Origin of the sequence: Thiorhodovibrio litoralis (assembly GCF_033954455.1) — a bacterium.
GTDB lineage: Bacteria > Pseudomonadota > Gammaproteobacteria > Chromatiales > Chromatiaceae > Thiorhodovibrio > Thiorhodovibrio litoralis.
On record NZ_CP121473.1, the window covers coordinates 4,708,338 to 4,734,101 of the forward strand.

The window sequence follows — 25,764 nt, forward strand, 5'->3', positions numbered from 1 at the left end:
CCGGAGTCTGACCGAAAGCGTCGCGATGAAGCAGACCATTCAACTGCGCCTCGGCCAGCAGCTGACGATGACGCCGCAGCTGCAGCAGGCCATCAAGCTTCTGCAACTCTCCACCCTGGACCTGCAGCAGGAAATCCAGCAGGCGCTTGAATCCAACCTGATGCTCGAGAGCGCTGACGATGATCCGCCAGAGCAAAGCCTCGGCGACCAGGGCACGGGCCTTGAGGACATCTCCGCGCGTGACATTGAACGGCAGATCGAGGACGCCCGCATCGACGACTCCCTGCGCCCTGAGCGCGATGACATGCCGGCCGAGCTGCCGACCGACAGTCAGTGGGCCGATACCTTCGACAGCTACACAGCAAGCGGCAGCGCGCCAAGCAACAACGGCAGCGACGGCAATGACTTCGATCTCTTCGCGCAGCGCTCTCGCCCGCAGACGCTGCACGATCACATCGACTGGCAGCTCAACCTGACCCGTTTCGGGGAACGCGACCGAGCCGTTGCCGAGGCATTGATCGACGCCATCGACGCCGATGGTTATCTGCGTCTCGACCTCGATGAACTGCCAGACATTCTCAACGACCCCGATCTGGAGCGCGACGAGATCGATGCCGTGCTGCATCGTATTCAGTCCTTCGACCCTGCCGGAATCGCCGCGCGCGATCTGCGCGAGTGCCTGATTCTGCAACTGCGTCAGCTCACTGACGTCCAGCCGCAGCGCGACCATGCCCTGGCCATCTGCGAGCACCATTTTGACGCCTTGGCGCGCAACGACCTCGACAGCATGCGACGCAGCACCAAACTTGGCGACGACGACCTCGCCAGGGCACTGAGTCTGATCCGCTCGCTCAACCCGCGCCCCGGCTCCGCCGTGACCGAGGTGCGCCCCGAGTACATTAAGCCAGACGTACTCGTGCGTCGGCGCAACGGCCGTTGGACAGTGGAGCTTAATCCGGACACCACACCGAGAATCCGCGTCAACGAGAGCTACCGCCAGCTCATTCGTCGTGCCGACAAGGCAGCCGACAACCAGTGCATGAAATCCCACCTACAGGAAGCCCAGTGGTTCATCAAAAGCCTGCTCAGCCGCAACGACACCGTGCTGCGCGTCGCGAGCAAAATTGTCGAGCTGCAGCAGGACTTCTTCGACTTCGGCGAAGAAGCCATGCGTCCGTTGGTGTTGCGCGATATCGCCGAGACACTCGAGCTGCACGAATCCACCGTCTCGCGCGTCACCACGCAGAAATACATGCACACACCGAGGGGCACTCTCGAGTTTAAGTATTTTTTCTCAAGCCATGTCAACACGACTTCAGGAGGCGAATGTTCGTCCACCGCCATCAGAGCCTTCATCCGCAAACTGGTCGCTGCCGAGACGCCCAACAAGCCTCTGAGCGACAACAAAATCGCGGATGTTTTATCTGATCAAGGCATCAAGGTGGCGCGGCGGACAGTCGCCAAATACCGCGAAGCCATGGGCATACCGCCCTCAAACGAGCGTAAGCGCCTCGCCTGACCGCCCGGGGATTTCACTAACCGGCATTTTCACTAACCGGAGTTTTCACTAACCGCGATTTTCACTAAGGGCTTCCTTTGTGATGAAATCCCCCAGGGCTGGCGTAGCCGCCATCGTTGCGTTCGATCATCCAGGAGAGACAATCTATGCAAATCAAGCTCACAGGTCATCATATCGACATCACCGAGCCGCTTAAGGACTATGTCGATAATAAATTTTCCCGCCTGGAGCGCCATTTCGACCATGTCATCAACGCGCACGTCATACTGACCGTCGAGAAGCTCCGCCAAAAGGCGGAAGCCACGCTGCTCATCAATGGCGCCAGTGTTTTTGCCGACGCCACGCACGAAGACATGTACGCCGCCATTGACGGACTGATCGACAAACTCGACCGTCAGGTGATCAAATACAAGGAAAAGCGCCAGAGTCATCGCGCGCCGGGAGCCAAAGCCGCCAGTGCCGAACTCGCGGCCACCAGCGAGCCCGCGCCCGGCGAGGACCCGGCGGAGACTTAACCCAAGCCAAGAGACTCATCGCATCACGCACGCAAATCACTCGAGTCTCTAGCTGATTCATACCGGAGCCGGTCATGCCGGCTCCGGTTTTTGTTTCCCACGGGAGAGCCACCAACCATGTTCCCCCCACAACTCATCGTCGAACACCGGGTGCTCGGCGCGGCCAGTATCAGCAGCAAAAAGCGCCTGCTCGAGACCCTGGCTGAACTGCTGGTCGGCGAATTGCCTGAGCTCAGCCGCGAGTCCGTCTTCGACCGCCTGCTCGAGCGCGAGCGCCTCGGCAGCACCGGGCTCGGGCACGGCGTCGCCCTGCCGCACGCGCGGGTGGCGGAAGTGACGGACGCCATTGGCGCCTTCGTCCAAATGCGCGAGCCGGTTCCCTTCGATGCCATTGACGACCAGCCGGTCGACCTGGCCTTCGCGCTGCTGGTCCCCGAGACGGCCAACGAAATGCATCTGCAGCTGCTGGCCGACCTTGCCGCGCTATTCAACCAGGACCAGCTGCGACAGAAGCTGCGCGACGCTGAGGGGCCCGACGCGCTGCTGGCGCTTCTGACTGAAGCGGCCCCCGCAGAAGCTGCGCCAAGCAGCTCTCCGGCCAACTCTCCAGCCAGCTCTCCGACCAGTTCTCTGCCCAGCTCGCCGCCAGACGGGTCCCCACGGCGTTCCTGAGACCAGCGTGAAGCCGATCGACTCCCTGCAGAGTCTCGTCGACAGTCTGAGCGAACCGCTCAAACTGCAATGGTTGTTCGAGCCGCCGAAGCAGCGGATTCCGCTGCAAACCCCACCTGAGGGTCCGCGCCAGCGCCTGGTTGGCTCGATGAACTGCATCCGCCCCAACCGGGTGCAGGTTGTTGGTCAGGCCGAATTCGCGTACCTGCGCGATCTCCACCCCCACGCCCGCGGCGATATGCTGACGCGGGTTTTCACCGCCAGCCCAGTGGCGGTAATCTTTGCCGACGCGCTTGAGCCCGATGCGCAATTCCGCGCCCGCGCCGAGCAGGAGGGCACGCCCCTGCTGGGATCGAGCCTCAACGATCAGGACATTGTCGAGCACCTCCAGCATGTCCTCACCCACACCTTTGCCGAACGCACCACCTTGCACGGGGTTTTTCTCGAGGTTCTCGGCATGGGCGTGCTGCTGGTCGGCGACCCTGGCATCGGCAAAAGCGAACTCGCGCTCGAGTTGATCGCCCGCGGTCATCGCCTGATCGCCGACGATGCACCCGAGTTCGCACGCATCGCGCCCGAGGTCATCGAGGGGCGCTGCCCGCCGTTGCTGCGCGATTTTCTTGAAGTTCGCGGCCTTGGTGTCTTGAACATCCGCGCCATGTTTGGCGAAAGTTCGGTGCGCGAAAAAAACCACCTAAACCTGGTCATCAGCATGCGGTTTTTTGACAACAGCGAGCTGGCCTGCATCGACCGGCTGCGCGGCAGTTTATCCACACGGAACATTCTCGGCATCGCGGTGCCAGAGATAACCATCCCGGTAGCTCCGGGACGCAATCTTGCCGTCCTGCTTGAAACAGCCGTGCGCAGCCAGATTCTGCGCACCCGCGGCTACGACGCCGGATCGGACCTGGCCGAACGTCAGGCCGGATTGCTGGCGGCGGAGGTGCCCGCCTGGGAGACCGAGCATCGCCTCCATGAGCCATGGACCTGACCCAATCGACCAAGCTATCGAAGCGGCTGCGGATATGGACTTCATCATCGTAAGCGGACTTTCAGGCGCCGGCAAAAGCGTCGCCTTGAATACGCTGGAAGACATCGGCTACAACTGCATCGACAATCTGCCACTGTTCCTGTTGCGGGAGCTCGCGCTGGGGCTGCGCCAGAGCGATCGGGCGCTGTGCCCGGACTGCGTTGGCACCGCCGTCGGCATCGACGCGCGCAGCCATTCGGACGACCTGTCCCAACTCCCCGCGGTACTGATGTCGCTGAGCGAGCAAGGCATCCTTCCCCAAGTCATGTTCCTTGAGGCCCAGACCGAGCGGCTGATGACCCGCTTCAGCGAAACGCGGCGCAAGCATCCGCTCACCGGCGACGCGCGCTCGCTGGCCGAAGCCATCGACTACGAGCGCGAGTTGCTCGAGCCCCTGCGCCAGGTGGCCGATGCCCACATCGACACCACCCACACCAACATCCATGAGCTGCGCGACCTGGTGCGCGGCTGTCTCGGCGCCGGACAAAAACCCAGCACCTCCATTCTGCTGCAATCCTTCGGCTTCAAAAAGGGCGTGCCAGAGTCCTTCGATTTCGTCTTCGATGTCCGCTGTCTGCCCAACCCACACTGGCAGGAGGCGCTGCGCGGGCAGACCGGACGCGATCCGGCGGTGATAGAATTCCTGGAACAATTCGAGGATGTCGGCGCCATGCGCGACGACCTGACCGCCTTTGTCTCCCGCTGGACCCCCTGTTTCGAACGCGACGGACGCAGCTATCTCACCATCGCCATCGGCTGCACCGGCGGTCAGCATCGATCCGTCTACATGGCCGAAGCACTGCGCGCCCATTTCGAGAGCGCTGGGCGCCGCGTTCTGTTGCGTCACCGGGAATTGCCGTGACTGTCTCCGTTCTTGTCATCACCCACAACCAGATCGGCGCCGAGCTGCTCGGCACGGCCAGGCGCATGTTCGGCGACTGCCCGGTCGCCGCGTCCGCCATCGACGTGACCGAATATGACGACCCGGACCAGCTCCACCAGCGCGCCACCCGTCTCGCCGACGAGCTCGACGACGGCAGCGGCGTGCTGATTCTGACCGATCTGTTCGGCTCCACCCCATCGAACGTCGCCAACAGCATCCGCCGCGGCCATCAGGTACGGGTGTTAGCCGGCGTGAATCTGCCCATGTTGGTGCGCACATTGAATTATCATTGGCTCGACCTCCCCGCCATCACCGAAAAGGCCTTGAGTGGCGGACGCGAGGGCGTGCTGCTGTGCCAGCTCGACGGCGTCCAAGACACCTGAGATCCCGCACGCCCGCATGCCCGCGCCCGTTCAGCGAGTGAGCGGGGTCTAGCGCCCAAGCACTTGCTATCCGTTCAACCGCCAATCCATCGATACGAAAACCGTGGTTTGCAAAGACGTCGAAATCATTAACCGCCTTGGCCTGCACGCGCGTGCGGCGGCCAAATTCGTCACCTGCGCGAGTCGCTTCGAGAGCAGCGTCCAGGTCGAGCGCGAGGGCCGCCGCGTCAACGGAAAAAGCATCATGGGCGTGATGATGCTGGCCGCCGCGCGCGGCACCGTCATCAGCATCGAGACCAATGGCCCTGATGAGCAGGAGGTGATGGACGCACTCGTAGCTCTGATCGGAGATTATTTCGGAGAAGGTGAATGATCACCGCCTTTGCCGGGGTCGGCGTCGCCGGCGCGCGCAAGCTCGCCGTCGGCAAGGCCTACCTGCTGAGACAGGAACCGACCTTCTCCTCTGAGCCGGTCGAACGTCCCGAGGCCGAGCTGCGCCGCCTCGACGCGGCACTCGATGCCGCCCGCAGCCACCTCGAAGGTGTGCGCCATTCGATTCCGGCCAATACCCCGGCTCACATTGCCGAGTTCATCGACACCCACCTGCTGATGCTGACCGACTCGGCACTGGTGGATGCCACCCGTGACCTGATCCGCGAGCGCCACGTCAACGCAGGCTTGGCGCTCAAGCTGCAGCGCGACATCCTGGTGCAGGTGTTCGACGAGATGGATGACCCCTATCTCAGCACCCGCCGCGACGATGTCGATCATGTGGTGCGCCAGATTCTGGTCTTCCTCGGCAACCTCGAGCAGCAACAAAGGGATGTGACCAACGACCCGGTCGATGGCCATGTGGTGGTCACCGATGACCTCACCCCCGCCGATGCCATCCTGCTGCGCCAGCGCGGTGTCGCCGCCTTTGTGACCGAGCATGGCGGTCCCATGTCGCACACCGCCATCCTGGCACGCAGCCTGGACATCCCCGCCGTCATGGGCGTACATCGCGCCACCGAGATGCTGCGCCACGGCGAGCAGTTGGTCGTCAACGCCGAAACCGGCACCATCCTCGCCACCAGTGAGCCGGAGGCGCTGGAATTCTTCCGCCGCCGCCTGCGCAGCGCCGAAAGTTACCGCCGTTCCCTCAAGCAACTGCTCGCGCGCCCCTCCACCAGCCGCGACGGCGTGCCGGTGGTGCTGCTCGCCAACCTGGAGCTACCCGAGGACAGCGCCACCGCGCAGGAAAACGGCGCATCGGGCGTCGGGCTCTATCGCACCGAGTTTCTCTATCTCAATCACACCCGCGCCCCGAGCGAAGACGAGCATCTGGAGAACTATCTCGGCATTCTCAATGCACTGAACGGGCTGCCACTGACCATCCGCACGCTCGACCTGGGGCTGGATAAAAACATCCAGTACCTGTCCGAGCGCCTGCCACCGCTCACCAACCCGGCACTCGGCCTGCGTGCCATTCGCCTGTGCTTGAAGGAGCCCGAGCTGTTCCTGCCGCAGCTGCGCGCCATTCTGCGCGCATCAGCCGCCGGCCCGGTGCGGCTGATGATCCCAATGATCTCTACCCTCAACGAGGTCGACACCCTGCTGCGCCTGATCCAGACCACCAAGCGCATGCTGCGCAGCCAGGGGCTGGCCTTCGATCCACTCATGCCCATCGGCGGCATGATCGAGGTCCCGGCGGCTGCGCTGATGGCCGAGTCCCTGGCGCGGCGGCTGGATTTTCTCTCCATCGGCACTAACGACCTGATCCAATACACCCTGGCCATCGACCGCCTCGATGACTCCGTCAGCTATCTCTACGAACCCCTGCACCCGGCCATTCTGCGCCTGATCCATCACGTCATCGAGGCCGCTGCCAAAACCCGCACGCGCGTTAGCATGTGCGGCGAAATGGCCGGGGACGCCCGTTACACCCGACTGCTGCTCGGCCTCGGCCTGCGCGAGTTCAGCATGCAGCCCGGCTCCCTGCTGGAAGTGAAAGCCATTGTGCGCGACAGCGACATCGGCGCCCTTGTGCGCACCATGGACGAACTCATGCCCCGCATCGACGACATCAGCCCCCAAAGCCTGTTAGACCGCCTTGCCGAAGCCACCTGACTGCGTGCTTTGGCGCGCCATCCTGGCCTAATTTGAAGGAACCGGACGAGTTCTGGTCGCTCCCAAGGGTCTCAATTGCGGCTGTTCAGCCATAGCGGGCGCGAGGGCCACGACCGAGAATGGCTCATATCCTTCTGGCGTTCCTGATCAAATCTTCAAGCTTTTTCGGGTTTTCTGCGCTCTGTGCGACAATCGCGCGCGTGAATGCGCTCTGTGATCAAAAGTCCCGCTGGGTAATAGCTGTTAAGCGCCTGCGGCCCCATGGCCCGCTGCGGTCCGCGAGACTTTTGCTGTGCGCGACGGTCTGCGCGCCGGTGCTCGCCTGGGCGCAGACCCAAGCTCCGCCGGCTCCGCTGGCCCCACTGGCCACAGCGGCGGTGTCCGCAGTTGTTGATGCACCAGCGCCTGGCGACGCTGATCCATCGACACCATCGACATCGTCGACGCCATCGCAGCTTGCGACGCTAGCCTCCGAGCTTGTTCTGACGGATTCGGAACGCGCCTGGTTGACGGCGCATTCAAGCGTCTCGGCGGCGGTGATGGATGCCTGGCCACCGCTCGATTTTCGCGGGCCAAGCGGCGACGCCGTGGGTGTCGGGGTGGATTTGCTGCGCCTGCTTGGCGAGCGCATCGGGATTGAATTTGAAATACAGGCCGCGCCCTTCAAGGACAGTCTGGAGGCGCTGAAGGCGCGGCACCTGGATGTCTTGATGGACATCACCCCACGTCCAGACCGCGAGGCCTTCGTCAACTTCACCCGACCCTATCTGACCATTCCCCATGTCATGCTCGGGCGCACCGACGGGCCTTATCTGGCGGCTGAGGCACAGCTTGCGGACAAGACGCTGGCCATTGAGCGGGGCTTTTTCAGCGTCAAGTATTTTCGCGACAAGTATCCCGGCATTCGCGTCGATGAGTATCCCGACACCAGCGCATGTCTGGAAGCCGTATCGCGCGGCGATGCCGATGCCTATGTCGGCAATCGCGCCGTGGCGACCTATCTGGTCGCCCGTCTGTTATTGACCAACCTGCGCGTGATGAGCCGCATTGACCGGCCCGGCTCGGTGCTGGCCATCGGCACGCGCAAGGACGCGCCAGAATTGGCCGGCATTCTCGATAAAGCGCTGGCCAGCCTAAATCCGGGCGAGATGCAGAGGATTCTCGCGCGCTGGACGGGACAGAGCGGCGCTGGCCTTCAGGTTCGCCTGAGTGAGCGCGAGCGGGCCTGGCTGGATACCCACCCCAAGGTGCGGGTCGCGGCCACGCCGGACTGGCCGCCGTTTGAGTATCTGGATGCGAACGGGCGCTATGTCGGCATCTCGGCAGATGTGTTCCGTCTGGTCGCGCAGCGCGTCGGGTTGGAGATGGAGTTTGTGGTCGCGCCCTGGGTCGAGTTGCTCGAACGGCTCAAGCGCGGCGAACTCGACCTGGCCCCCGGCTTGATCCCGACCCCGGCACGCGCGCGCTTTCTGGATTTCTCCCGGCCATTCTTTTCGTCCTTCGTCGGCATCTGGACCACCCAGAGCCAGCAAGACATCAGCAGCGGCAAGGATCTGGCCGGTCGGCGGGTGGCCGTGGTCGAGGGTTATTTCACTGGGGACATCCTCGCCGATCACTTCCCCGACGCCGAGCCGTTTGTTATCGCCTCCCCGCTGGAAGCCCTGAAGGCCGTCTCCACCGGCCGCGCCGATGCCTACCTGGGCGCCGAGGCGGTCGCGAACTTCCTGATTGATCGCTATCTGCTGCAAAACCTCAGGCTGGTGGGCTATCTCGACGAGCCGCGTCTGGATCTGGCCATCGGGGTGCCCAAGAACAATCCGCTGCTGAGCGGGATTCTGAGCAAGGGCTTGCAAAGCATCAGCGATCAGGACATCGCCCACATCAAGGAGCTTTATATTGGTCACGGCGAGGATTTTCACGCCGCCTTCAGCCTGAGCGACGAGGAGCGCGCCTGGCTGGCGGAGCACCCGCGCTTGCGTCTTGGCGTTGCCCCGGACTGGCTGCCCTTCGAGGCGATCGGTGATAACGGCGAGCCGATTGGCATTGCCTCCGAATACAGCGCCTGGATCGCCGACACCCTGGGCATCGAGATGATCCCGACCGCTGTCGCCGACGCCGAGGAACGACGCCGCCAGCTCAGGACCGGCGAGCTCGATCTGGTGGCCAGCCTGGTGCGCACCCCGGCGCTGGAATCCGACCTGAACCTCACCTCGCCCTACCTGCGCCTGCCGCTGGTGCTAGTGACGCGCACCGACGCGCCCTTCGCCTCCGGGCTGTCGGACATGGCCGGACGCCGTGTCGCGGTCGCGGCCGGCCAGCTGGCGGAGCAGCTCCTGCGCCAGGATTATCCGGGTGTCGATGTCGTTGCCTATCCTGACCTGCACGCGGCCCTGGAGGCGCTCGCGGGCGGCCATGTCGATGCGGCTTTGGGCAATGCGCCTGAGGTCACGCATCAAATCCGCGCGCATCGCATCGACAACCTGCAAGTCATGGCGGCCACCGGCCATGAGTTGCCGATCGCCTTTTCCGTGCGCTCGGACTGGCCGCAGCTGGCTCGCATCATCGAGCGCGCCCTGACCACACTGCCAAAGGAGCGGCGGCAGTCCTTTTACGACCGCTGGGTCAATGTCGGCCTGCATACTCGGCTCGACTGGGGCCTCCTGTGGCAGGGCGTTCTGGTGGCCGCTCTGGTTGGCGGTAGTGTGCTGCTGGTAATTGGACTGTGGAATCGCAAGCTGGCGGCCGAAATCGCCGAGCGCAAGGCCGCCGAACGCGAGCTGCGCAAGCTTTCCCGGGTCGTCGAGCAGAGCCCAGCGGCGGTGCTGATCACCGATACGGAGGGGCGCATCGAGTACATCAATCCGGCCTTCAGTGCTGTGACCGGCTACAGTGCCGAGGAGGTTCTCGGTCAAAATCCCAGTCTTCTCAACTCTGGCCTGCAAGACGCGGCCGTCTACCGCGACCTATGGAAGCGGATTCGCGCGGGTGAGGTGTGGCGCGGGGAGCTGGCCAATAAAAAGAAAACGGGCGAGATCTTCTGGGAGCAGGCGGCGATCAGTCCGATCTTTGACGATCAGGGGGAGACCACCCATTTCTGCGGCGTCAAGGAAGACATTACCGAGCGCAAGCGCGCCCAGACTGAGCTGGCCGAGAGCGAGCGGCGTTTTCGCGGACTCTTTGAGGCGGCCACCATCCCGCTGGCCGAGATGCGCGCCAGCGGCGAGATCGTTGGGTTCAATCCCAAGTTCACCCAGACCTTCGGCTGGACTCTGGCAGATATCCCTGATCTCGAGCACTGGTGGCCGCGCGTCTTTCCGGATGCCGCCTATCGCCAGCAGGTGACCGCGGACTGGTCGCTGGCGGTGCAGGCATCCCAGGCTGGCGCGCGCGACATTCCACCCTCGGAATACCGCATGACCTGCGCCGATGGCGAGCACAAGCAGGTGCTGATCTCCCTGAGCGCCTTTGGCGATTCCCAGGTGGTGAGCTTTGTCGATGTCACCGATATGCGCCGCTCCGAGCGCGCCCTGCAAGATCAGTTGCACTTTCAGGAAGCGCTGATTGACACCATTCCCAACCCGATTTTCTTCAAGGATGCCGACGCGCGTTTTATCGGCTGCAACCGCGCCTACGAGGAGGCCTTCGGCACCACGCGCGAATTTCTGCGCGGCCGCTCGGTGCTGGATTTGGACTATCTGCCGGAGTCGGCGCGTGCCGCCTATCAGGCCGAGGATACCACTGTCATCGCCGAGGGCGGCGTGCGTCATCACGAGCTTCCGATCACCTTCGCCGACGGGCGCGACCACGACGTGCTCTACTGGGTGGCGAGTTTCGATCTGTCTGGCGGACGCCGCGGCGGGCTCATCGGCATCATCGTCGATATCAGCGCACTCAAAGAGGCGCAGCGCCTAGCCGAGGAAGCGACACGCGCCAAGTCGGACTTTCTCGCCAACATGAGTCACGAAATCCGCACCCCGATGAATGCCATCCTCGGCATGACCTATCTGGCTCAGCAGACCGAGCTGAGCCCCAAGCAACAAGACTATCTGGCAAAAATCGACGGCGCGGCCAAGTCACTGCTGCGGCTGATCAACGACATCCTGGATTACTCCAAGATCGAAGCCGGTCGACTGGATATCGAGAGGACTCAGTTTCTGCTGAAGGATGTGCTTGATCGGGTGACCCAACTGCTGTTGGTGAATACTGAGCAGAAGGGGCTGTCGCTGCGCGTCGAGGTGGCACCCGAGGTACCTCAAGTACTGGTGGGCGATGCGCTGCGCCTGACGCAGGTGCTGCTCAATCTGGCCGGCAATGCGGTCAAGTTCACCGAGCACGGCGAAGTCGTGATCCAGGTGAGCATCGCGGCAGGCGATCAAGACTCAAAGTTAAACCAGGCGCCGAACCAGGCACCCAACCCAGTGCCACATCAAGACCAAGCGTGGCTGCGCTTTACGGTGCGCGACACCGGCATCGGCCTGACCGAGGCCCAGCAGGCCAAGTTGTTTGAGGCCTTCTCCCAGGCCGATAGCTCGACCACGCGGCGCTATGGTGGCACCGGGCTGGGGCTGGCGATCAGCAAGCGTCTGAGCGAGCTGATGGGCGGTCGCATCGGCGTCGACAGCCATTTCGGTCAGGGCAGCACCTTCTGGTTTACCGCCCGCTTTGGTCGCCAGACGGGTCCAGCGCTGGCCCAAGCCGCGCCAGAGCGGTCAGAAGCCATGGTGCCACCAGGCGCGCGGGTGCTCTTGGTAGAGGATAACGAGATTAACCAGCAGGTGGCACGCGAAATCCTCACCACTGCCGGCATTCTGGTGACAGTCGCCGGCGATGGCCGCGCCGCCCTGGATCAGGTCAGGCAAGGGACCTTCGACGCGGTGCTGATGGACATCCAGATGCCGGTCATGGACGGCTTGGCCGCCACCCGCGCGATTCGCGCCCTGCCAGCGTGCGAGCGCTTGCCCATTATTGCCATGACCGCGCATGCCATGGCGGGGGATCGGGAAAAATCCCTGGCGGCCGGCATGAACGATCACATTAGCAAGCCCATCGAGCCGACCGAGTTGTTCGCCACCCTGGGGCATTGGCTAGGAGGGCATTGGCTCGGGGGGCACTCGGGGGGGCACTCGGGGGGGCACCGGCTCGGAGGGCGCAAGGCCAATCTCCCGCGCTCCGCTGCGACCAGCCCGACGCAGCTGAGCCCCGATCAGCGTGATCAGCATGATCAGCCCGAGTTGCTCGATCTACCAGGCTTTTCCGTCAGCGAGAACTTGGAGAAACTGGGCGGTAACCGGCGGCTGTATCGCGAGCTGCTGATGAAATTCGCTGATCAGCACCAGCAGACATCAGAGCGACTCAGTGAACTGATCACTGGGGGCGAGACCGGGGAGGCCGAGCGCCAGGCCCATTCGCTCAAGGGGGTGGCTGGTATGCTCGGTCACCAGCCCATCGCCGAGGCGGCGGGGCGGCTCGAACAGCGGCTGCGCCAGCATCACCAATCCGATGCGGCGGATGCGGCGACGCCCGGCGCCGACTTCTGCGCCGCTGAACGCAGAGAGCTGGCCGCTCGGCTGAGCGAGGCACTGAGCGCGCTCGCCCCGCTGCGATCCGCTGCGCCGGCAAGCGAGACGCCCGACGGCGGCACGCCGCACAGCCACGCGCGCCTGGCCGCTGTGCTCGACGAGCTGGCCCCCGACATCAAAGCACGTCGCGCGACACGATGCCGTGCTGGATTACAGAAACTGCGGGAGCTGCGCTGGCCCGACGCGCTGGCTGCGGATGCCGCAGAGCTCACGCGCCTGCTCGGTAAGTATCAATTCAAGCAGGCGCTGACCGTGCTGGAACGGCTGCGCGACTTGATAGACCCTGGTTGATGGACCTTGGTTGATGACCTCTGATTGATGGACTCTGAGTAAGTGTTGCTTAACAGGATGAAACAAAAACCGACCTTTTGGGCCAGCATCGCTTGCGCAGGAATCCTGAGCGGTTCGCCCGCTCGTGCCGCCGCCGAGACCGACGGTCCGGTCTATGACAGTTTTCTGAATCTGCTGCCCATCGGCAAGCTGGTCGATGAACTCAGTCTGGATGAACTGGCCGACATGGTGGTGACGGAGTCGAAAGTGGCCCAGTCGCGCCAGCACATCACCCAGAAAATCGACATCCTGCATGTCGAGGACATGGAGCAAGAGACCCGCTACAACCGCAATCTCGCCGAGCTGCTGCGCTACAGCTCAGGGCAGTTCGTGAATGTGCTCTCGCGCAATGACGCCAACTGGGGTTCTTACGCCGGCCTTGGTCCCAAGTACAACAGCTATCTGCTCGACGGGCTGCCGATCGACTCCTTCGCCGACGCTATGAGTCTGGACCCCTGGGCCTTCGAGCGAGTCGAGGCGCACAAGGGGCCGGCCTCGGTGCTCTACTCGAATTACCTGAGCATGGACTTTGCTGGGAATCTCGCCCCGCTCGCCGGCACCACCAACTTTATCGTCCGCGATGAGGTCGACGTGCCGCTCACGCGCGCCCTGGTCGGGGTCGGGACCTGGGACACCTACAATGGTCGCTTGTACCATCAGGGTCGCTATCAGGACACCAGCTACCTGTTCGGCGGCACTGTCGAGACATCGAACTACACCCAGTTCGGCCTGGACGACTCCTGGCTCGAAGCCACCAAGGACCCGGTGTACGATAAGCGCAAGGTCTACGGCAAGGTCAGTCAGGCTCTGGGGCGCGCGGACCATCGTCTGTCGCTGTTCGCGCATTCCACCCGCCATCGCGGCGACGGTGGCCGCCCCAATCGGGATTTTCAGCACGATTACGACACCCTCAATCTGGCCTACAACAATCAGCTCAGCGAGCGCCTGCATGTGCAGGTCAAGGCCGGGCTGCGCGACTACCTGCGGCAGTACAACAACGACAATTACCCGGTCGATCTTGCCACGGCCGGGCAGGACGAAACCCGCCAACGGATTATTCCGGTCGATGCCACGCTCAATTTCGCCCATGGTGAGAACCATCTGCTGACCTTGGGTGCTGACAGCCAATGGGTGCGCTACCGCACCACCCTGACCAATGCCGAGGGCGTCTCCGAGCCCGACAATGATGTGACAGCCCGATCCACAGGCGTGTTCGTGCAGGAGAAGCTGCAACTCAAGCGCTGGGTGCTGCGTGCCGGGCTGCGGTACAACAGCATCGCGCACGACTATGCGCTGCTCGGCGGGCTGAAGCCGGAGATGGATCATGTCTCCTGGGACAAAACCCTGTGGAGCCTGGGCGCGCGCTTTAACTTCAGCGAGCGGCTGTCATTCTATGCCAACAGCGGCACCAGCTTCATGGCGCCGGCGGCCAAGCAGGTCGGTGGCACCATCCCGCCGCCGGATGAGACCGAGACGCCTTATCCCGGGCAAGTGCCCAATCCAGGGCTCAGCCCCGAGAGTGGCTGGGGCAATGATGTTGGCATCGACTGGTGGCCCAACGAGCGCCTGACCCTGGGCGCGCGCTTGTTCTACAACCGCATCGACAATGCCATTGTCGACAATGTTGTCAGCAACACGCCCTCGCGCATCATTTCCGTGAACGCCGGTCGCGCTACCGCGACCGGCATTGAGCTGGACATTGAGCAAGTATTGTCCGAGCGTTGGCAGTGGTTTGCCAATGTCACCTTCACCGATACCAATATCGATAATCCCGAGGAGCCGGATCAGAACGGCACGGCCATCCCCTTTGCGCCGGACCTGATGGCCAACCTCGGCATCACCGCCAGCCTGCCGTGGCAAAGCTCGGCGGCGGCGCGCTACAGCTGGATCGGGCGCTACTACGACAGCAGCTCGCGCTCAAGCCGCATGGAATACGGCCAGTACGGTGTTCTGTGCCTGCGCCTGCAAAAGAGCCTGTATCGCGATGCCGAGCGCGCGCTCAGTCTATCGCTCGATCTGAACAACCTGCTCGACGAGCGCTACGAGATGCCGTTCAGCTTTGAAGACCCTGGCTTCAACGCCTTTGTCGCGCTGAATCTGATCTTCTAGCACGCGCGCGAAGCTTGTCATGTCAGGTCACCTGAACACCTTGTCCCCAACCCCTGCCACTCGTTGGCCCTGGGCGGCGTGTCTCATCGGCGGCGCGCTCATGCTGGCGCTGTGTTTTGTATCGGCCTCAATGGTGCGCGCCGCTGGCGGGCTGGAGACCAAGGTGCTGGCGGCTTATCTGTACAATTTCACCAAGTTCGTCGAGTGGCCAGCGCGCGGGGCTGGCACGCTGCGCATTTGCGTGCTGGGCGATCCGGATGTCGCGCGCCTGCTGCAAGAACTCGCCGCTCGCCGCACGTCCAGCCAGCCGCTTGAAGTGATGCAGGCGCCCCTGGGCAACCTCGGCAACTGCCAAATTCTCTACATGGGTCACGAGAGCAGAGATCGCGCCGCGCTGCTTGAGGCTACCCGCGCCTTGCCGGTGCTGACGGTCAGCGATGCGGATGGCTTCACCGCCGCCGGCGGCATGGTGGGTTTCTACCGTGCCGACGGCAAGCTCAAGATCGAGATCAATCCGGAGCCGGCGAATGCGGCCAGGCTTCGCATCAGTGCCAAATTGATGGAAATTGCCCGCATCGCCCGAGTGCCTTGAACCGATGATTCCCCAATCTCCATCCCAATCTCGACCTCACTCGGCAGCCCGGCGCGGTATTAGTTTCCGCACCAAGCTTGCGCTCGCCATCCTGCTGACCAGCCTGATCGGACTCCTGCTGAGCGGGATTGGCTTCGTGGTTTATGAACGACTGCGCATCGAGCAGGACATGGTGCGCGACCTGAACGCCGCCGCGCAACTGATTGCCGATCGCAGCACCGCGGCGCTGCTGTTTGACGACCCTGAGGTGGCGAGCGAAACCCTGGCTGCGCTCGCCACCAAGCCCGCCGTCACCACGGCGCTGATTCGCACCCCCGACGGCAGCCTATTCGCCCGGTATGAGGCGCCAGGGCAGAGCGGTCACGCACTGCCCGCGACCCTGCCCGAGGGGCGACCCGACTTTACCGGCGGGCGCCTGCTGGTCGCCGCGCCCATCGAGATGGACGGCGAGCGACTCGGCAGCGTGATGATTCGCGCCAGCCTGAGTGAGTTCGACCGCTTGTGGCGCGATTTTCTGTTGATCGCGGGTGCAATTCTGGCCGCTGCCGCACTGATTGGCGTGCAGATCGCCTTCGCGTTGCGCCGCCGCCTGGTGCGCCCGCTCGATCATCTGCTTGAGATTGCGCGGCGCATTTCCGCCGATCGCGACTACAGTCTGCGCGCCCGGATCGGCAGCGATGACGAGTTGGGCATTCTGGTCGGTGCCTTCAACGAAATGCTCGATCATATCGAGGCACATGATCGCCGCCTCACCGCTGCCAACCAGGATCTGGCCGCGCACCGCGAACAGCTTGAACAGCGCGTTACCGAGCGCACCGCCGAGCTGGCCGATGCCAATCATCGACTGACCGACGCCGTCGCCACGGCCACCAAGGCCCAGCACGCGGCCGAGCAAGCCACGCGCGCCAAGTCCGCCTTTCTGGCCAACATGAGCCATGAGATTCGCACGCCGATGAATACCATTCTCGGCATGACGCATCTGACGCTCGACACGCCGCTGAACGCACGGCAGCAGGATTACCTGACCAAGGTCGACAGCGCCGCCCGCTCCCTGCTGCGGCTGATCGACGACATTCTCGACTACTCCAAAATCGAGGCCGGTAGGCTCGATCTGGAACGCACCGACTTTCAGCTTGAGACGGTTTTCAGGCGGCTGAGTCAGATGCTCGCCGTCAGGGCCGATGACAAAGACCTGGAACTGCTGTACCGCATCGATCCTGCCGTGCCCCTGACCCTGGCCGGAGACGCGCTGCGCCTTGGGCAGATTTTGATCAACCTGACCGCAAATGCGATCAAATTCACCGAGCGGGGCGAAATCACAGTGGCCGTCAGCTGTGAGTCCATCACCGCACAGGCGATTTGTTTGCGCTTCAGCGTCAGCGATACCGGCATTGGCCTGAGCGAGGAGCAGCAGGGTCTGTTGTTCCAGTCCTTCTCCCAGGCCGATGACTCCATCACGCGCAAATACGGTGGCACAGGCCTCGGGCTGGCGATCAGCCAGAAGTTGGCGGCGCTGATGGACGGCGAGATCGGTGTTCAGAGCCAGCCGGGTGCTGGCAGCACCTTCTGGTTTACGGCCTGCTTTGCCCACCCGGCGCGCCAGGCGAGCAGCCCCTGGGAATTGCCCGCGTCCTTGCAGGCGCGCCGCGCGCTCATGATCACCGCGCAGGAGTCGCTGGCCTTCACACTCGGACAGATGCTCGACGGCATGGGGTTGCTCGCCGGCACCGCCCGCAGCGGCACCGAGGCCCTGGCCACCCTGCACAGGGCGGCGGACCATGGTCGTCCGTTCGATCTGGTGCTCTGTAGCTGGTCGCTGCCGGATATGAGCGGCCCTGAACTGATTCGTCACTTGCTCAGCCTGCCGCCCGCGACGCGCCCGGAACGGCTGGTGCTGGCGCGCGGGCGTGATCAGGAGTCAATTCAGATGCAGCAGGCGTCGCTCGGCATTCGTGCGGTGCTGGTCAAACCTGTGCAGCCAAGCACATTGCACCAGGCGCTGCTCGATACACTGCCGGCTCAGGCCCAGGCCCAGGCCCAGGCCCAGGCCCAGGCACAGGCACAGGCCCAAGTCCAAGCCCAGCCCTCAGGCGCGAAGGCGCTGCCGGATGCGGGAACGGCGCTTTCAGCCGCGCCGCCGGTGCCAAAAGAGCGGCTGCGCGATGCGCGCATCCTGCTGGTGGAGGACAATGCCCTCAATCAGCAGGTGGCGAGCAAACTGTTAGCCCGTGTTGGCGTGCGAGTGACCATCGCCAACCACGGGCAGGAAGCCATCGATCTGATCCGTCAGCAGGCGTTCGATGCCGTGCTGATGGACATCCAGATGCCGGTGATGGACGGGCTGGTCGCCACCCGCACCATCCGCGCCCTGCTCAATCAGCCCACTGGACCCGATGGACCCGATGGACCCGATGGACCCAATAAGTCTGCCAGTAAGGCTGCCAATATGTCTTATAGACCCGATGGCCGCGAACTGCCGATCATTGCCATGACCGCGCACGCCATGGCGGGGGATCGCGAACGCTCGCTGGAGGCCGGGATGAACGATCATGTCACCAAGCCAATCGACCCGCCGCGGCTTTACGCCACCCTGGCACACTGGCTCACACAATCGCTCGGCGACCTGCCCGCCGAGTCGGCGCCGCGCGCGCACGATGAGCCAATCACCGATGAGCCAATCACCGATGCGCCAGCCCCCAAGCCGCCGTCGCAGGTATCCTCGACCCCCGACGCCGAACTGCGCGCGGCACTGGAGGCGCTCGCACCCGAGGTGCGCGCCAGCCGTGCGACGCGCTGCCGGGCCGGACTGAAAACCATCCAAGCCCTAACCTGGCCTGAGAGCCTCCAGGACGATGCCCGCGAACTCGCGCGCCAGCTCGGCAAATATCGCTTCCCCGATGCCAGTGCCAGTATTGAACGGATGCTGCGCAAACTCACCAGCGAACTTTGATGCAGGAAACATCATGCACAACATCTCCAACTGCACCATTTTGGCCGTCGATGACACCGAGGCGAACATTGATGTCTTGATGGACACCCTCGGCGATGACTATGAACTCATGGTCGCCATGGACGGCGTCTCGGCACTCGAGACGGTGGCCACGGCCATCGCCGATGGGCACCCGCCGGACTTGATTCTGCTCGACATCATGATGCCGGGCATGGACGGCTATCAGGTGTGCGAGCGGCTCAAGGCTGATCCGATCACCGCCGAGATTCCGATTATCTTCCTGACTGCCCTGACCGAGGTTTCCAGTAAAACGCGCGGTTTTCAGGTTGGCGCCGTGGATTATGTGACCAAGCCATTCGAGATTCTCGAAGTGCGCGCGCGGGTCGAGACCCACCTGAGTCTGGCGCGCGCCAAGCGGGCACTGGCCGATCACAACCTGCATCTGGAAGACAAAGTCCGGCAGCGTACCCGCGAGCTGGTCATGACCCAGGATGTGACCATCCATGCGCTGGCCAGTCTGGCCGAGACCCGCGATAACGAGACCGGTGGACATATTCGCCGCACCCAGAACTACGTCCGGGTGTTGGCCGAGCATCTGAGCGAAGACTTCGCGCTCGATGCCCACGCCATCGAGATGCTATACAAGTCCGCGCCCCTGCACGACATCGGCAAGGTGGGAATTCCCGACGCCATCCTACTGAAACCCGGCCGTCTGACAGATGAGGAATTTGAGGTCATGAAATCCCATCCCACTCTGGGTATGCAGGCGCTGGCTGTAGCTGAGTCCACCGTGGAAGGGGAATCCAGCAATTTTCTCCGCTTCGCCAAAGAGATCGCTTTCTGTCACCACGAGCGCTGGGACGGTGCCGGCTATCCCCAGGGCCTGGCCGGCGATAGCATTCCGCTGTCGGCGCGGCTGATGGCGCTGGCCGATGTCTATGACGCCCTGATCAGCCGTCGGGTCTACAAGCCACCTTTCCCGCATGCCAAAGCGGTCGACATCATTTTGGAAGGTCGCGACAGACACTTCGACCCGCGGGTGGTGGATGCGTTTTTCGCGCGGGAGGAGGATTGTCGTCAGATCGCCCTGGCCAATGCCGACCATCAGGAAGAATCCGAGGCGCTGAGCCAGGCCTATGTTCGTGGCTGAAACGGAGGCCGTGGGCACTGCCCCCGCCCGCTGGCGCGCGATGCTAATGCAGGCCATGGTGTTGGCCACAGTGTTGGCCACAGTGTTGGCCATGGCCGGGCTGCTCGGTCTGCTGCTGTCACTGCCGGTGCTGGCTACCGAGCGCCCTGCCATGGCTGACCTGGATGCGGCGGGATCGCAGCGCCTAACGCTCAGTCCGGCGCAGCAGGCCTGGCTGGCGGATCACCCAGACATCGTGCTGGGTGGCTCGGATCAGTGGCCCCCAGCGCTGATGCGCGATCCAGACGGCGAGCTGACCGGAATCCTCAAGGATATTCTCGATCTGCTGAACCAGCGACTCGGCACCGACATCCGCCTGCAGGCTGCTCCGGACTGGTCCGAGGTCACCGAACAGGCACTGGCCGGCGAGATTGACGGTCTGCTGGCCGTCGCCCGGCTGCCGTTCTGGCTTGAGCGTTTCCTGCTGACCGATCCCATTCTGCGTACCCAGCTCTATGTTTTCGTGCGTGAAGGTGATGCGCTCGCCTCGACCGATATCAGTGCGCTTTTCGGTCAGCGCGTCGGCGTGATACGCGGGCTCAAGCATATCAATGGGGTGCTAGCGGACTATCCGCGCGACATCGAGGTGGTGCGCTACGACAGCAATCCCGCCCTGGCGGCAGCGCTGGTCGCCGGCGAGGTGGATTGCGTGGTGGCCGATGGGACCTTTGACTGGTGGCGGCGCGAGAATACCTTGGTCGGCTTTGGTATGGCCGCTATTCTCGATCAGGGTGCCTACGATGTTGTGACCGCGATTCGCAAGGACTGGCCGGAGCTGGTCGAGATCCTCAATTTGGGGCTCGCCAGCATCTCGATGGCCGAACACGCGGCGATTCGTGAATCCTGGCTGGGCTCGCTCGATGCCGCCCCTGCACCCACATCCCTGGCGTTGACAGCGGCTGAGCGCGCCTGGCTCGCCGAGCATGAGGAGATCGTGCTGGGTATCACCGATCAGTTCCAACCCGATGTCCTCATTGGGCCGGATGGACAGCAATCCGGACTGGTCGTGGATATTCTGGATCGGCTCAATCGCCTGCTTGATGGCCGTCTGCGGCTCCAGGTCGATCCGGACTGGAGCCGGGTGACCGAGCAGGCGATAGCGCACGAGATCGACGGACTCGCCAGCTCCACGCCGAACCCGACCTGGGATCGCCACTTTCTTTATACCGATCGGCTGTATCAGGGATTTTTCAGCCTCTATCGCCGGGTTGATGATCCGCCGCTGACGCAGCGCGAACAGCTTGCTGGCCTGCGCGTCGGCTATCTGGCCGGCATGAAGAAGGTCGAGTATCTGCTCGCCGAGGGGCCAGAACTGACTCTGGTGCCCTTGGCGAACAACCAGGCCATGGCCGAGGCTCTGATCGAGGGCGAGGTGGATGTACTGATCGGTGGGGTCGATCTGGAATGGTGGCGTCGACAGCACGCCGTACTCTCTTTTCGCGCGACTGGCACGCTGGCTGATAGCCAGTATCCGGTGCTGATGTCGATCCGCAACGACTGGCCCGAGCTGGTTGGTATTCTGAACAAAGCCCTGCGCGCCATCCCGGCCGCCGATTGGACGCGCATCCAGCGCCGCTGGCTGGGCGATCCGTTACCGCTCCAGCCGCCACAGGCGACGCCGGCACTGACCCCGGAGCAACGCCGCTGGCTTAATGCGCATCCAGTGATCCGCTATGCCGTCAGTGCCGACTGGCCGCCGGTTGGGTTCTACGACCATCAGGATCAGCCCGCCGGCATCGCCCCGGACTATCTCAAGCGCATCGGCAAGCGACTTGGCGTGCGCTTCGAGCCGGTGCCCGTCGCCGACTGGCCGGCGGCCATGGCCGCACTGGAGCAGAGCCGTATCGATCTGCTGCCAGCGGTGGCTGAGACGCCTGAGCGCCAGGGACATTTTCTCTTTACCTCGCCCTATCTGGAGTTTCCGGTTGCCATCTTCGCGCGCGTTGAGACGCCGCTGATCGACCGCTTGCAAGCCTTGGACGGCAAGCGCGTCATCGTGATCGAAGGCCACGCCACTCAGGAGTGGCTGGCCGCTGAGCATCCGGATATCCAGCTGGTGCGGGTGCGCGATGTCCGCGCGGCTGTGCGGGCGCTGGCAGAGGGTCAGGGCGATGCCTTGGTTGGCAACCTGTTCGCCATCAGCCAGGCCATTGCGCGCGAGAAGCTGTTTCAGATTCGCGTCGCGGGCGATACCCCCTACGCCTACCAGCTCTCGATGGCGGCGCGCCCAAGCTGGCCGATGCTGATCGAGATTCTGGAGCAGGCGCTGGACGCGATGTCGCCGGTCGAGCGCGAGGCGATCCAGAGCCGCTGGATGCGTGAGCAGCCCGAGCCACGCCCGGACTACCGGCTGGTGGTGCAAATCTCTGCCATCGCTGCGCTGGTGCTACTGCTGGTACTGCTGTGGAACCGCAGCCTGGCGCGTGAGATCAACAAGCGTCGCCACGCTGAGCGGGTGCTGGCCGACAGCGAACAGCACTATCGCGGCATGGTTGAATCGGCCGGGCGGGCCTATCACTTTTATTCCATGACCACAGAAGGTCAGTTCACCTATATCAGTGACAGCGCCAGCGAACTCTTCGGTCTCGACCGCGCCACCATGATTGGCATGAACTGGAGCGAGATCGGCGTCTGGACAGCCGCATCGCTGCAGCGCGCACACGAGGCCATGGCAGCCTGTCTGCGCGGCGAGATTCCGCCCCCGCTCGCGATCGACTATGAACTGGCCGGCAGTCCGCGTCACCTGATGACCTTTCCCCGCCCGGTTCGCGATGGTCACGGACGTGTTGTTCGCATTGATGGCATGACGCTGGATCAGACCGAACAGCGCGCTTTAGAGGCGCGGCTGCGCGAGGCCCAAGTGCGCGCCGAGGCGGCCAGTCAAGCCAAAAGCGATTTCCTCACCAACATGAGCCATGAAATCCGCACGCCGATGAACGCCATTCTCGGCATGCTGCATCTGGCGCTGGACCAAGACCTCGACGAACGCTTGCGTGACTACCTGGACAAAGCCCAGACCGCAGCGCGCAATCTGCTTGCACTGCTCAACGATATTCTCGACTTATCCAAGGTCGAGGCCGCGCAGATGCAGCTCCAGCAGGTCTCCTTCTCGTTGAGCGAGGTGCTCGACAATGTCGCCACCGTCGCTGGCCATCAGGCCAGTGAAAGGGGGCTGGATTTCCGCCTCGAGCGCGCCGAGGGGGTGCCGGACCAACTCGAAGGCGATCCGTTGCGCCTGACTCAGGTGCTGATGAATCTGGCCACGAACGCCGTGAAGTTCACTCAGCGCGGCGAGGTCGTCATCCGGGTCGAGTCCCCAGCCCGCGCCAGTGACGCCACGGATGCCGAGCCGGCTGTACTCGTTTTCCGTGTCAGCGACACCGGAATCGGCATCGGCCCCGAGCTAATGGCGCAGCTGTTCGAGCCCTTCCAGCAAGCTGACAGTTCCACCACCCGCAGCTATGGCGGCACCGGCCTGGGATTGTCCATCTGCAAGCGGCTGACTGAACTGATGGGCGGCACCATCGCTGTCGACAGCCAGCCGGATGTCGGCAGTGTGTTTACGGTCAGACTGAGGTTGCCACGCGCGACCACTGCCGCGATTGCCAAGCAGCTTGACGGGGCGGAGTCGCCGAGTCGACCCGCAGCTGCCAGGGAGACCGCCTCGAGCCTAGCCTCAAACCCGGCGACTAGCCTTACAGCCGAGCCAGATGTTTTGGCCAGTGACGCCGCGCAGCCCCAGGAAGGTGCCAGTTTGGCGCGGATACTTCCGCTGCTGGAATCCCTGGCCGCCAAGGCGGCCACCGACGAAGCGAGCATCGAAGACGATTTTCTCGCCGAACGCACCTTGCTGATTGCTGCGCTGGAGCCGGCCGATTTCCGCGCGCTGGCTGATGCGATCAGCACCTATCAGTTCGACACCCTCAGAACCCTGCTTGCAAGGCTGCAAGAAAAAGCCCGGGTTGCACCGGGGTGAAAGCGGCAAGTCGCCGACATCAATGGCCAGCTCTTTAATGAGCAGCCCTTTAACGAGCAGCACTTGCCAGCAACCTATCGGCGGACTTAGTCTTACCCAAGGGGCGGACAAATTGAGCGACAACGGAGAGCAGCGGCATGTGTCTTGGTATTCCGATGCAAATCAAAGCCATTGATGGCCTGGTCGCGCGCTGCGAGGCAAAAGGCGTCGAGCGCGATGCCAACCTGCTGATGCTCATGCATGAGGAGCTCAGCATTGGCGACTATATCGTCGTCCATCTTGGCCGCGCGATTGACCGCGTCAGCGCCGAGGACGCGGCGACCGCTTGGGCGCTATATGACGAAATGCTCGCGGTCATGGATGGCGAAGCTCCCGCGAATCTTCTCGACGCCAGAAAGGAAGGGCGGGCTTGAACGCCGAACGCGGACCCCACAGCAAGCCCATCAGCCGCAGCACATGAGCAGCCAGCCCATGAACGCCGGAACTCCCCACGGCCTGACCAACAACCAACCGGCACAGAGCCCAAGGCGAACGGTCTTTTTTGTCTCTGAAAGCACCGGCATCACGGCCGAGACCCTCGGACAAAGTTTGCTGTCACAGTTTGACGGCGTTGAGTTCGAGGAAGTCTACATGCCCTACATCAACACCGAGGCACGCGCGCGGGCGCTGACGGTGCGCATGCAGGAGGCCAGCGAGCGCGACGGCGCGCGGCCGATCTGCGTCGCCACCATGCTGGATCAGAGCATTGGCGAGATTGTGCGCGCAGGCAACTGCTTTTATATCGAAGTCTTCGAGCATTTTGTCTTACCGCTTGGCGCAGAACTTGGGATGAAACCCAGTCGCGAGCCGGGTCGCAGTCATGCGATCACTAAGCCAAGCTATTACACCAAGCGCATTGAGGCCATCAACTTTGCAATGAACAGCGACGATGGCATGAAGCCTGGCAACTTCCGCCACGCCGATGTCATCCTCTCTGGCGTATCGCGCTCCGGCAAAACGCCGACCTGTCTGTATCTCGCCATGCATTACGGGCTGCGCGCGGCCAATTACCCCATCACGGAGCCCGATCTCGAACGCGGCGACCTGCCCGAAGAGGTGCGCGAGATGCGCGCAAAGCTGTTCGGCTTGACCATCGACGCCCAGCGCCTGCAGCGCATCCGCGAAGAGCGTCGCCCTGGCAGCGACTATGCGTCACTGCGACGCTGCCAGCTCGAGCTGCGCGTCGCGACGGATATGTTCAAAGGCCTGAAGGTTCCGGTGCTCAATACCACCAGCCAATCCATCGAAGAGATCGCCGCGCAGATTCTACGTCAGCTAAAAAACACCTCGGACAACGGTGACTGACTCGGAGTTCGCGCCCCCACGCTGATGGCCTGAGACTGGTTCTGGGCCTGGCTCTGGCCCGTGCCCCGCTTGCCAAGCTGGGGAGCGGGCGGCGAAAATGGCGCCCAACTTCCCCGATGGAGACTCTGCATGCAACTGACCATGCTGAAAAGCAAACTGCATCGTGCCTGCGTTACCCACGCGGAGCTCGACTACGAGGGCTCCTGCGCGATCGACGCGTCACTGCTGGAGCTTGGCGGAATTCTCGAGTTCGAGCAGCTGCACATCTACAACCTGGCCAATGGGGAGCGTTTCACCACCTACGCCATTCCGGCCGAGCCAGGCTCGCGCATTATTTCAGTCAATGGCGCGGCAGCGCACAAAGCCTCTCCGCAGGATCGCCTGATCATCTGCACCTATGTCGCCCTGACCGAGGCCGAGGCGCGCATGCATCAGCCCAAGCTGGTCTATTGCAACGCGCACAATGAAGTCACCGGCACCGCCGATCGAATCACCGCCCAGGCGGCCTAAGCGCGGCCGATGCACTTGCCGCCAGCCTGAAAACGAGCGCGCGGCAACGACGCCGATTATCACGCGTCCCCGTG

The 25,764-nt window shown here is 63.3% G+C and carries 17 protein-coding genes; all 17 read left to right on the forward strand.

The features are described from left to right. Window positions 1–25 precede the first annotated feature (25 nt). The 17 genes from Thiosp_RS21470 to panD all read left to right on the forward strand — a co-directional run bounded on the left by Thiosp_RS21470 (window position 26) and on the right by panD (window position 25,690). Window positions 26–1,519 (forward strand): RNA polymerase factor sigma-54, encoded by a 1,494-nt coding sequence (locus tag Thiosp_RS21470; protein WP_201062972.1) that lies wholly within the window; start codon window positions 26–28, stop codon window positions 1,517–1,519. Between the two features lie 146 nt (window positions 1,520–1,665). Beyond that, window positions 1,666–2,034 (forward strand): ribosome hibernation-promoting factor, HPF/YfiA family, encoded by a 369-nt coding sequence (hpf, locus tag Thiosp_RS21475; protein ID WP_201062971.1) that lies wholly within the window; start codon window positions 1,666–1,668, stop codon window positions 2,032–2,034. Window positions 2,035–2,151: 117 nt separating this feature from the next. Next, entirely contained in the window at window positions 2,152–2,706 is a 555-nt protein-coding gene (locus tag Thiosp_RS21480) for a PTS sugar transporter subunit IIA (protein ID WP_201062970.1), read from the forward strand. Between the two features lie 7 nt (window positions 2,707–2,713). After that, window positions 2,714–3,697, forward strand: a complete 984-nt coding sequence (gene hprK, locus Thiosp_RS21485; protein WP_201062969.1) for an HPr(Ser) kinase/phosphatase — start codon at window positions 2,714–2,716, stop codon at window positions 3,695–3,697. 34 nt (window positions 3,698–3,731) lie between these two features. Beyond that, a complete protein-coding gene (gene rapZ / locus Thiosp_RS21490) occupies window positions 3,732–4,598 on the forward strand; it encodes an RNase adapter RapZ (RefSeq protein ID WP_201063026.1) in 867 nt (288 codons plus the stop codon). Then, the gene (locus Thiosp_RS21495) at window positions 4,595–5,002 is read left to right on the forward strand and encodes a PTS sugar transporter subunit IIA (protein WP_201062968.1); all 408 of its coding nucleotides are present in this window, start codon (window positions 4,595–4,597) and stop codon (window positions 5,000–5,002) included. Before rapZ ends, Thiosp_RS21495 begins: the two co-directional genes overlap by 4 nt. Before the next feature lie 103 nt (window positions 5,003–5,105). Beyond that, window positions 5,106–5,375: an HPr family phosphocarrier protein gene (locus Thiosp_RS21500; protein WP_201062967.1), complete on the forward strand. Its 270-nt coding sequence runs from the start codon at window positions 5,106–5,108 to the stop codon at window positions 5,373–5,375. Then, window positions 5,372–7,111, forward strand: coding sequence for a phosphoenolpyruvate--protein phosphotransferase (gene ptsP, locus Thiosp_RS21505; protein ID WP_201062966.1), 1,740 nt, complete (start codon window positions 5,372–5,374; stop codon window positions 7,109–7,111). Before Thiosp_RS21500 ends, ptsP begins: the two co-directional genes overlap by 4 nt. Before the next feature lie 506 nt (window positions 7,112–7,617). Further along, window positions 7,618–12,981 (forward strand): transporter substrate-binding domain-containing protein, encoded by a 5,364-nt coding sequence (locus tag Thiosp_RS21510; protein ID WP_323696695.1) that lies wholly within the window; start codon window positions 7,618–7,620, stop codon window positions 12,979–12,981. A gap of 57 nt (window positions 12,982–13,038) precedes the next feature. Next, window positions 13,039–15,129 carry a TonB-dependent receptor plug domain-containing protein gene (locus tag Thiosp_RS21515; RefSeq protein WP_201067664.1) on the forward strand — a complete coding sequence of 697 codons (2,091 nt, stop codon included), beginning with the start codon at window positions 13,039–13,041 and terminating at the stop codon, window positions 15,127–15,129. A 100-nt stretch (window positions 15,130–15,229) separates the two neighbouring features. Further along, entirely contained in the window at window positions 15,230–15,721 is a 492-nt protein-coding gene (locus Thiosp_RS21520) for a YfiR family protein (RefSeq protein ID WP_201067665.1), read from the forward strand. Between the two features lie 4 nt (window positions 15,722–15,725). Beyond that, window positions 15,726–18,671 (forward strand): hybrid sensor histidine kinase/response regulator, encoded by a 2,946-nt coding sequence (locus tag Thiosp_RS21525; RefSeq protein WP_201067666.1) that lies wholly within the window; start codon window positions 15,726–15,728, stop codon window positions 18,669–18,671. Between the two features lie 13 nt (window positions 18,672–18,684). Continuing rightward, complete coding sequence (locus Thiosp_RS21530) at window positions 18,685–19,821, forward strand: response regulator (RefSeq protein ID WP_201067667.1); 1,137 nt, start codon at window positions 18,685–18,687, stop codon at window positions 19,819–19,821. A gap of 10 nt (window positions 19,822–19,831) precedes the next feature. Beyond that, the gene (locus Thiosp_RS21535) at window positions 19,832–23,836 is read left to right on the forward strand and encodes a transporter substrate-binding domain-containing protein (RefSeq protein WP_323696696.1); all 4,005 of its coding nucleotides are present in this window, start codon (window positions 19,832–19,834) and stop codon (window positions 23,834–23,836) included. A 137-nt stretch (window positions 23,837–23,973) separates the two neighbouring features. Continuing rightward, window positions 23,974–24,249, forward strand: a complete 276-nt coding sequence (locus tag Thiosp_RS21540) for a HypC/HybG/HupF family hydrogenase formation chaperone (protein ID WP_201067671.1) — start codon at window positions 23,974–23,976, stop codon at window positions 24,247–24,249. A 58-nt stretch (window positions 24,250–24,307) separates the two neighbouring features. Continuing rightward, the gene (locus Thiosp_RS21545; RefSeq protein WP_201067708.1) at window positions 24,308–25,180 is read left to right on the forward strand and encodes a pyruvate, water dikinase regulatory protein; all 873 of its coding nucleotides are present in this window, start codon (window positions 24,308–24,310) and stop codon (window positions 25,178–25,180) included. Window positions 25,181–25,309: 129 nt separating this feature from the next. After that, window positions 25,310–25,690, forward strand: coding sequence for an aspartate 1-decarboxylase (panD, locus tag Thiosp_RS21550; protein ID WP_201067673.1), 381 nt, complete (start codon window positions 25,310–25,312; stop codon window positions 25,688–25,690). Window positions 25,691–25,764: the final 74 nt, after the last annotated feature.

Excerpts from the sequence above, each read along its gene's own strand:
- Thiosp_RS21520 (WP_201067665.1), top strand. The coding sequence starts at position 15,230 with ATGCTGGCGCTGTGTTTTGTATCGGCCTCAATGGTGCGCGCCGCTGGC.
- Thiosp_RS21480 (WP_201062970.1), top strand. The coding sequence starts at position 2,152 with ATGTTCCCCCCACAACTCATCGTCGAACACCGGGTGCTCGGCGCGGCC.
- Thiosp_RS21530 (WP_201067667.1), top strand. The coding sequence starts at position 18,685 with ATGCACAACATCTCCAACTGCACCATTTTGGCCGTCGATGACACCGAG.
- Thiosp_RS21470 (WP_201062972.1), top strand. The coding sequence starts at position 26 with ATGAAGCAGACCATTCAACTGCGCCTCGGCCAGCAGCTGACGATGACG.
- Thiosp_RS21545 (WP_201067708.1), top strand. The coding sequence starts at position 24,308 with ATGAACGCCGGAACTCCCCACGGCCTGACCAACAACCAACCGGCACAG.
- panD (WP_201067673.1), top strand. The coding sequence starts at position 25,310 with ATGCAACTGACCATGCTGAAAAGCAAACTGCATCGTGCCTGCGTTACC.
- Thiosp_RS21540 (WP_201067671.1), top strand. The coding sequence starts at position 23,974 with ATGTGTCTTGGTATTCCGATGCAAATCAAAGCCATTGATGGCCTGGTC.
- ptsP (WP_201062966.1), top strand. The coding sequence starts at position 5,372 with ATGATCACCGCCTTTGCCGGGGTCGGCGTCGCCGGCGCGCGCAAGCTC.
- hpf (WP_201062971.1), top strand. The coding sequence starts at position 1,666 with ATGCAAATCAAGCTCACAGGTCATCATATCGACATCACCGAGCCGCTT.
- rapZ (WP_201063026.1), top strand. The coding sequence starts at position 3,732 with ATGGACTTCATCATCGTAAGCGGACTTTCAGGCGCCGGCAAAAGCGTC.
- Thiosp_RS21515 (WP_201067664.1), top strand. The coding sequence starts at position 13,039 with ATGAAACAAAAACCGACCTTTTGGGCCAGCATCGCTTGCGCAGGAATC.
- Thiosp_RS21525 (WP_201067666.1), top strand. The coding sequence starts at position 15,726 with ATGATTCCCCAATCTCCATCCCAATCTCGACCTCACTCGGCAGCCCGG.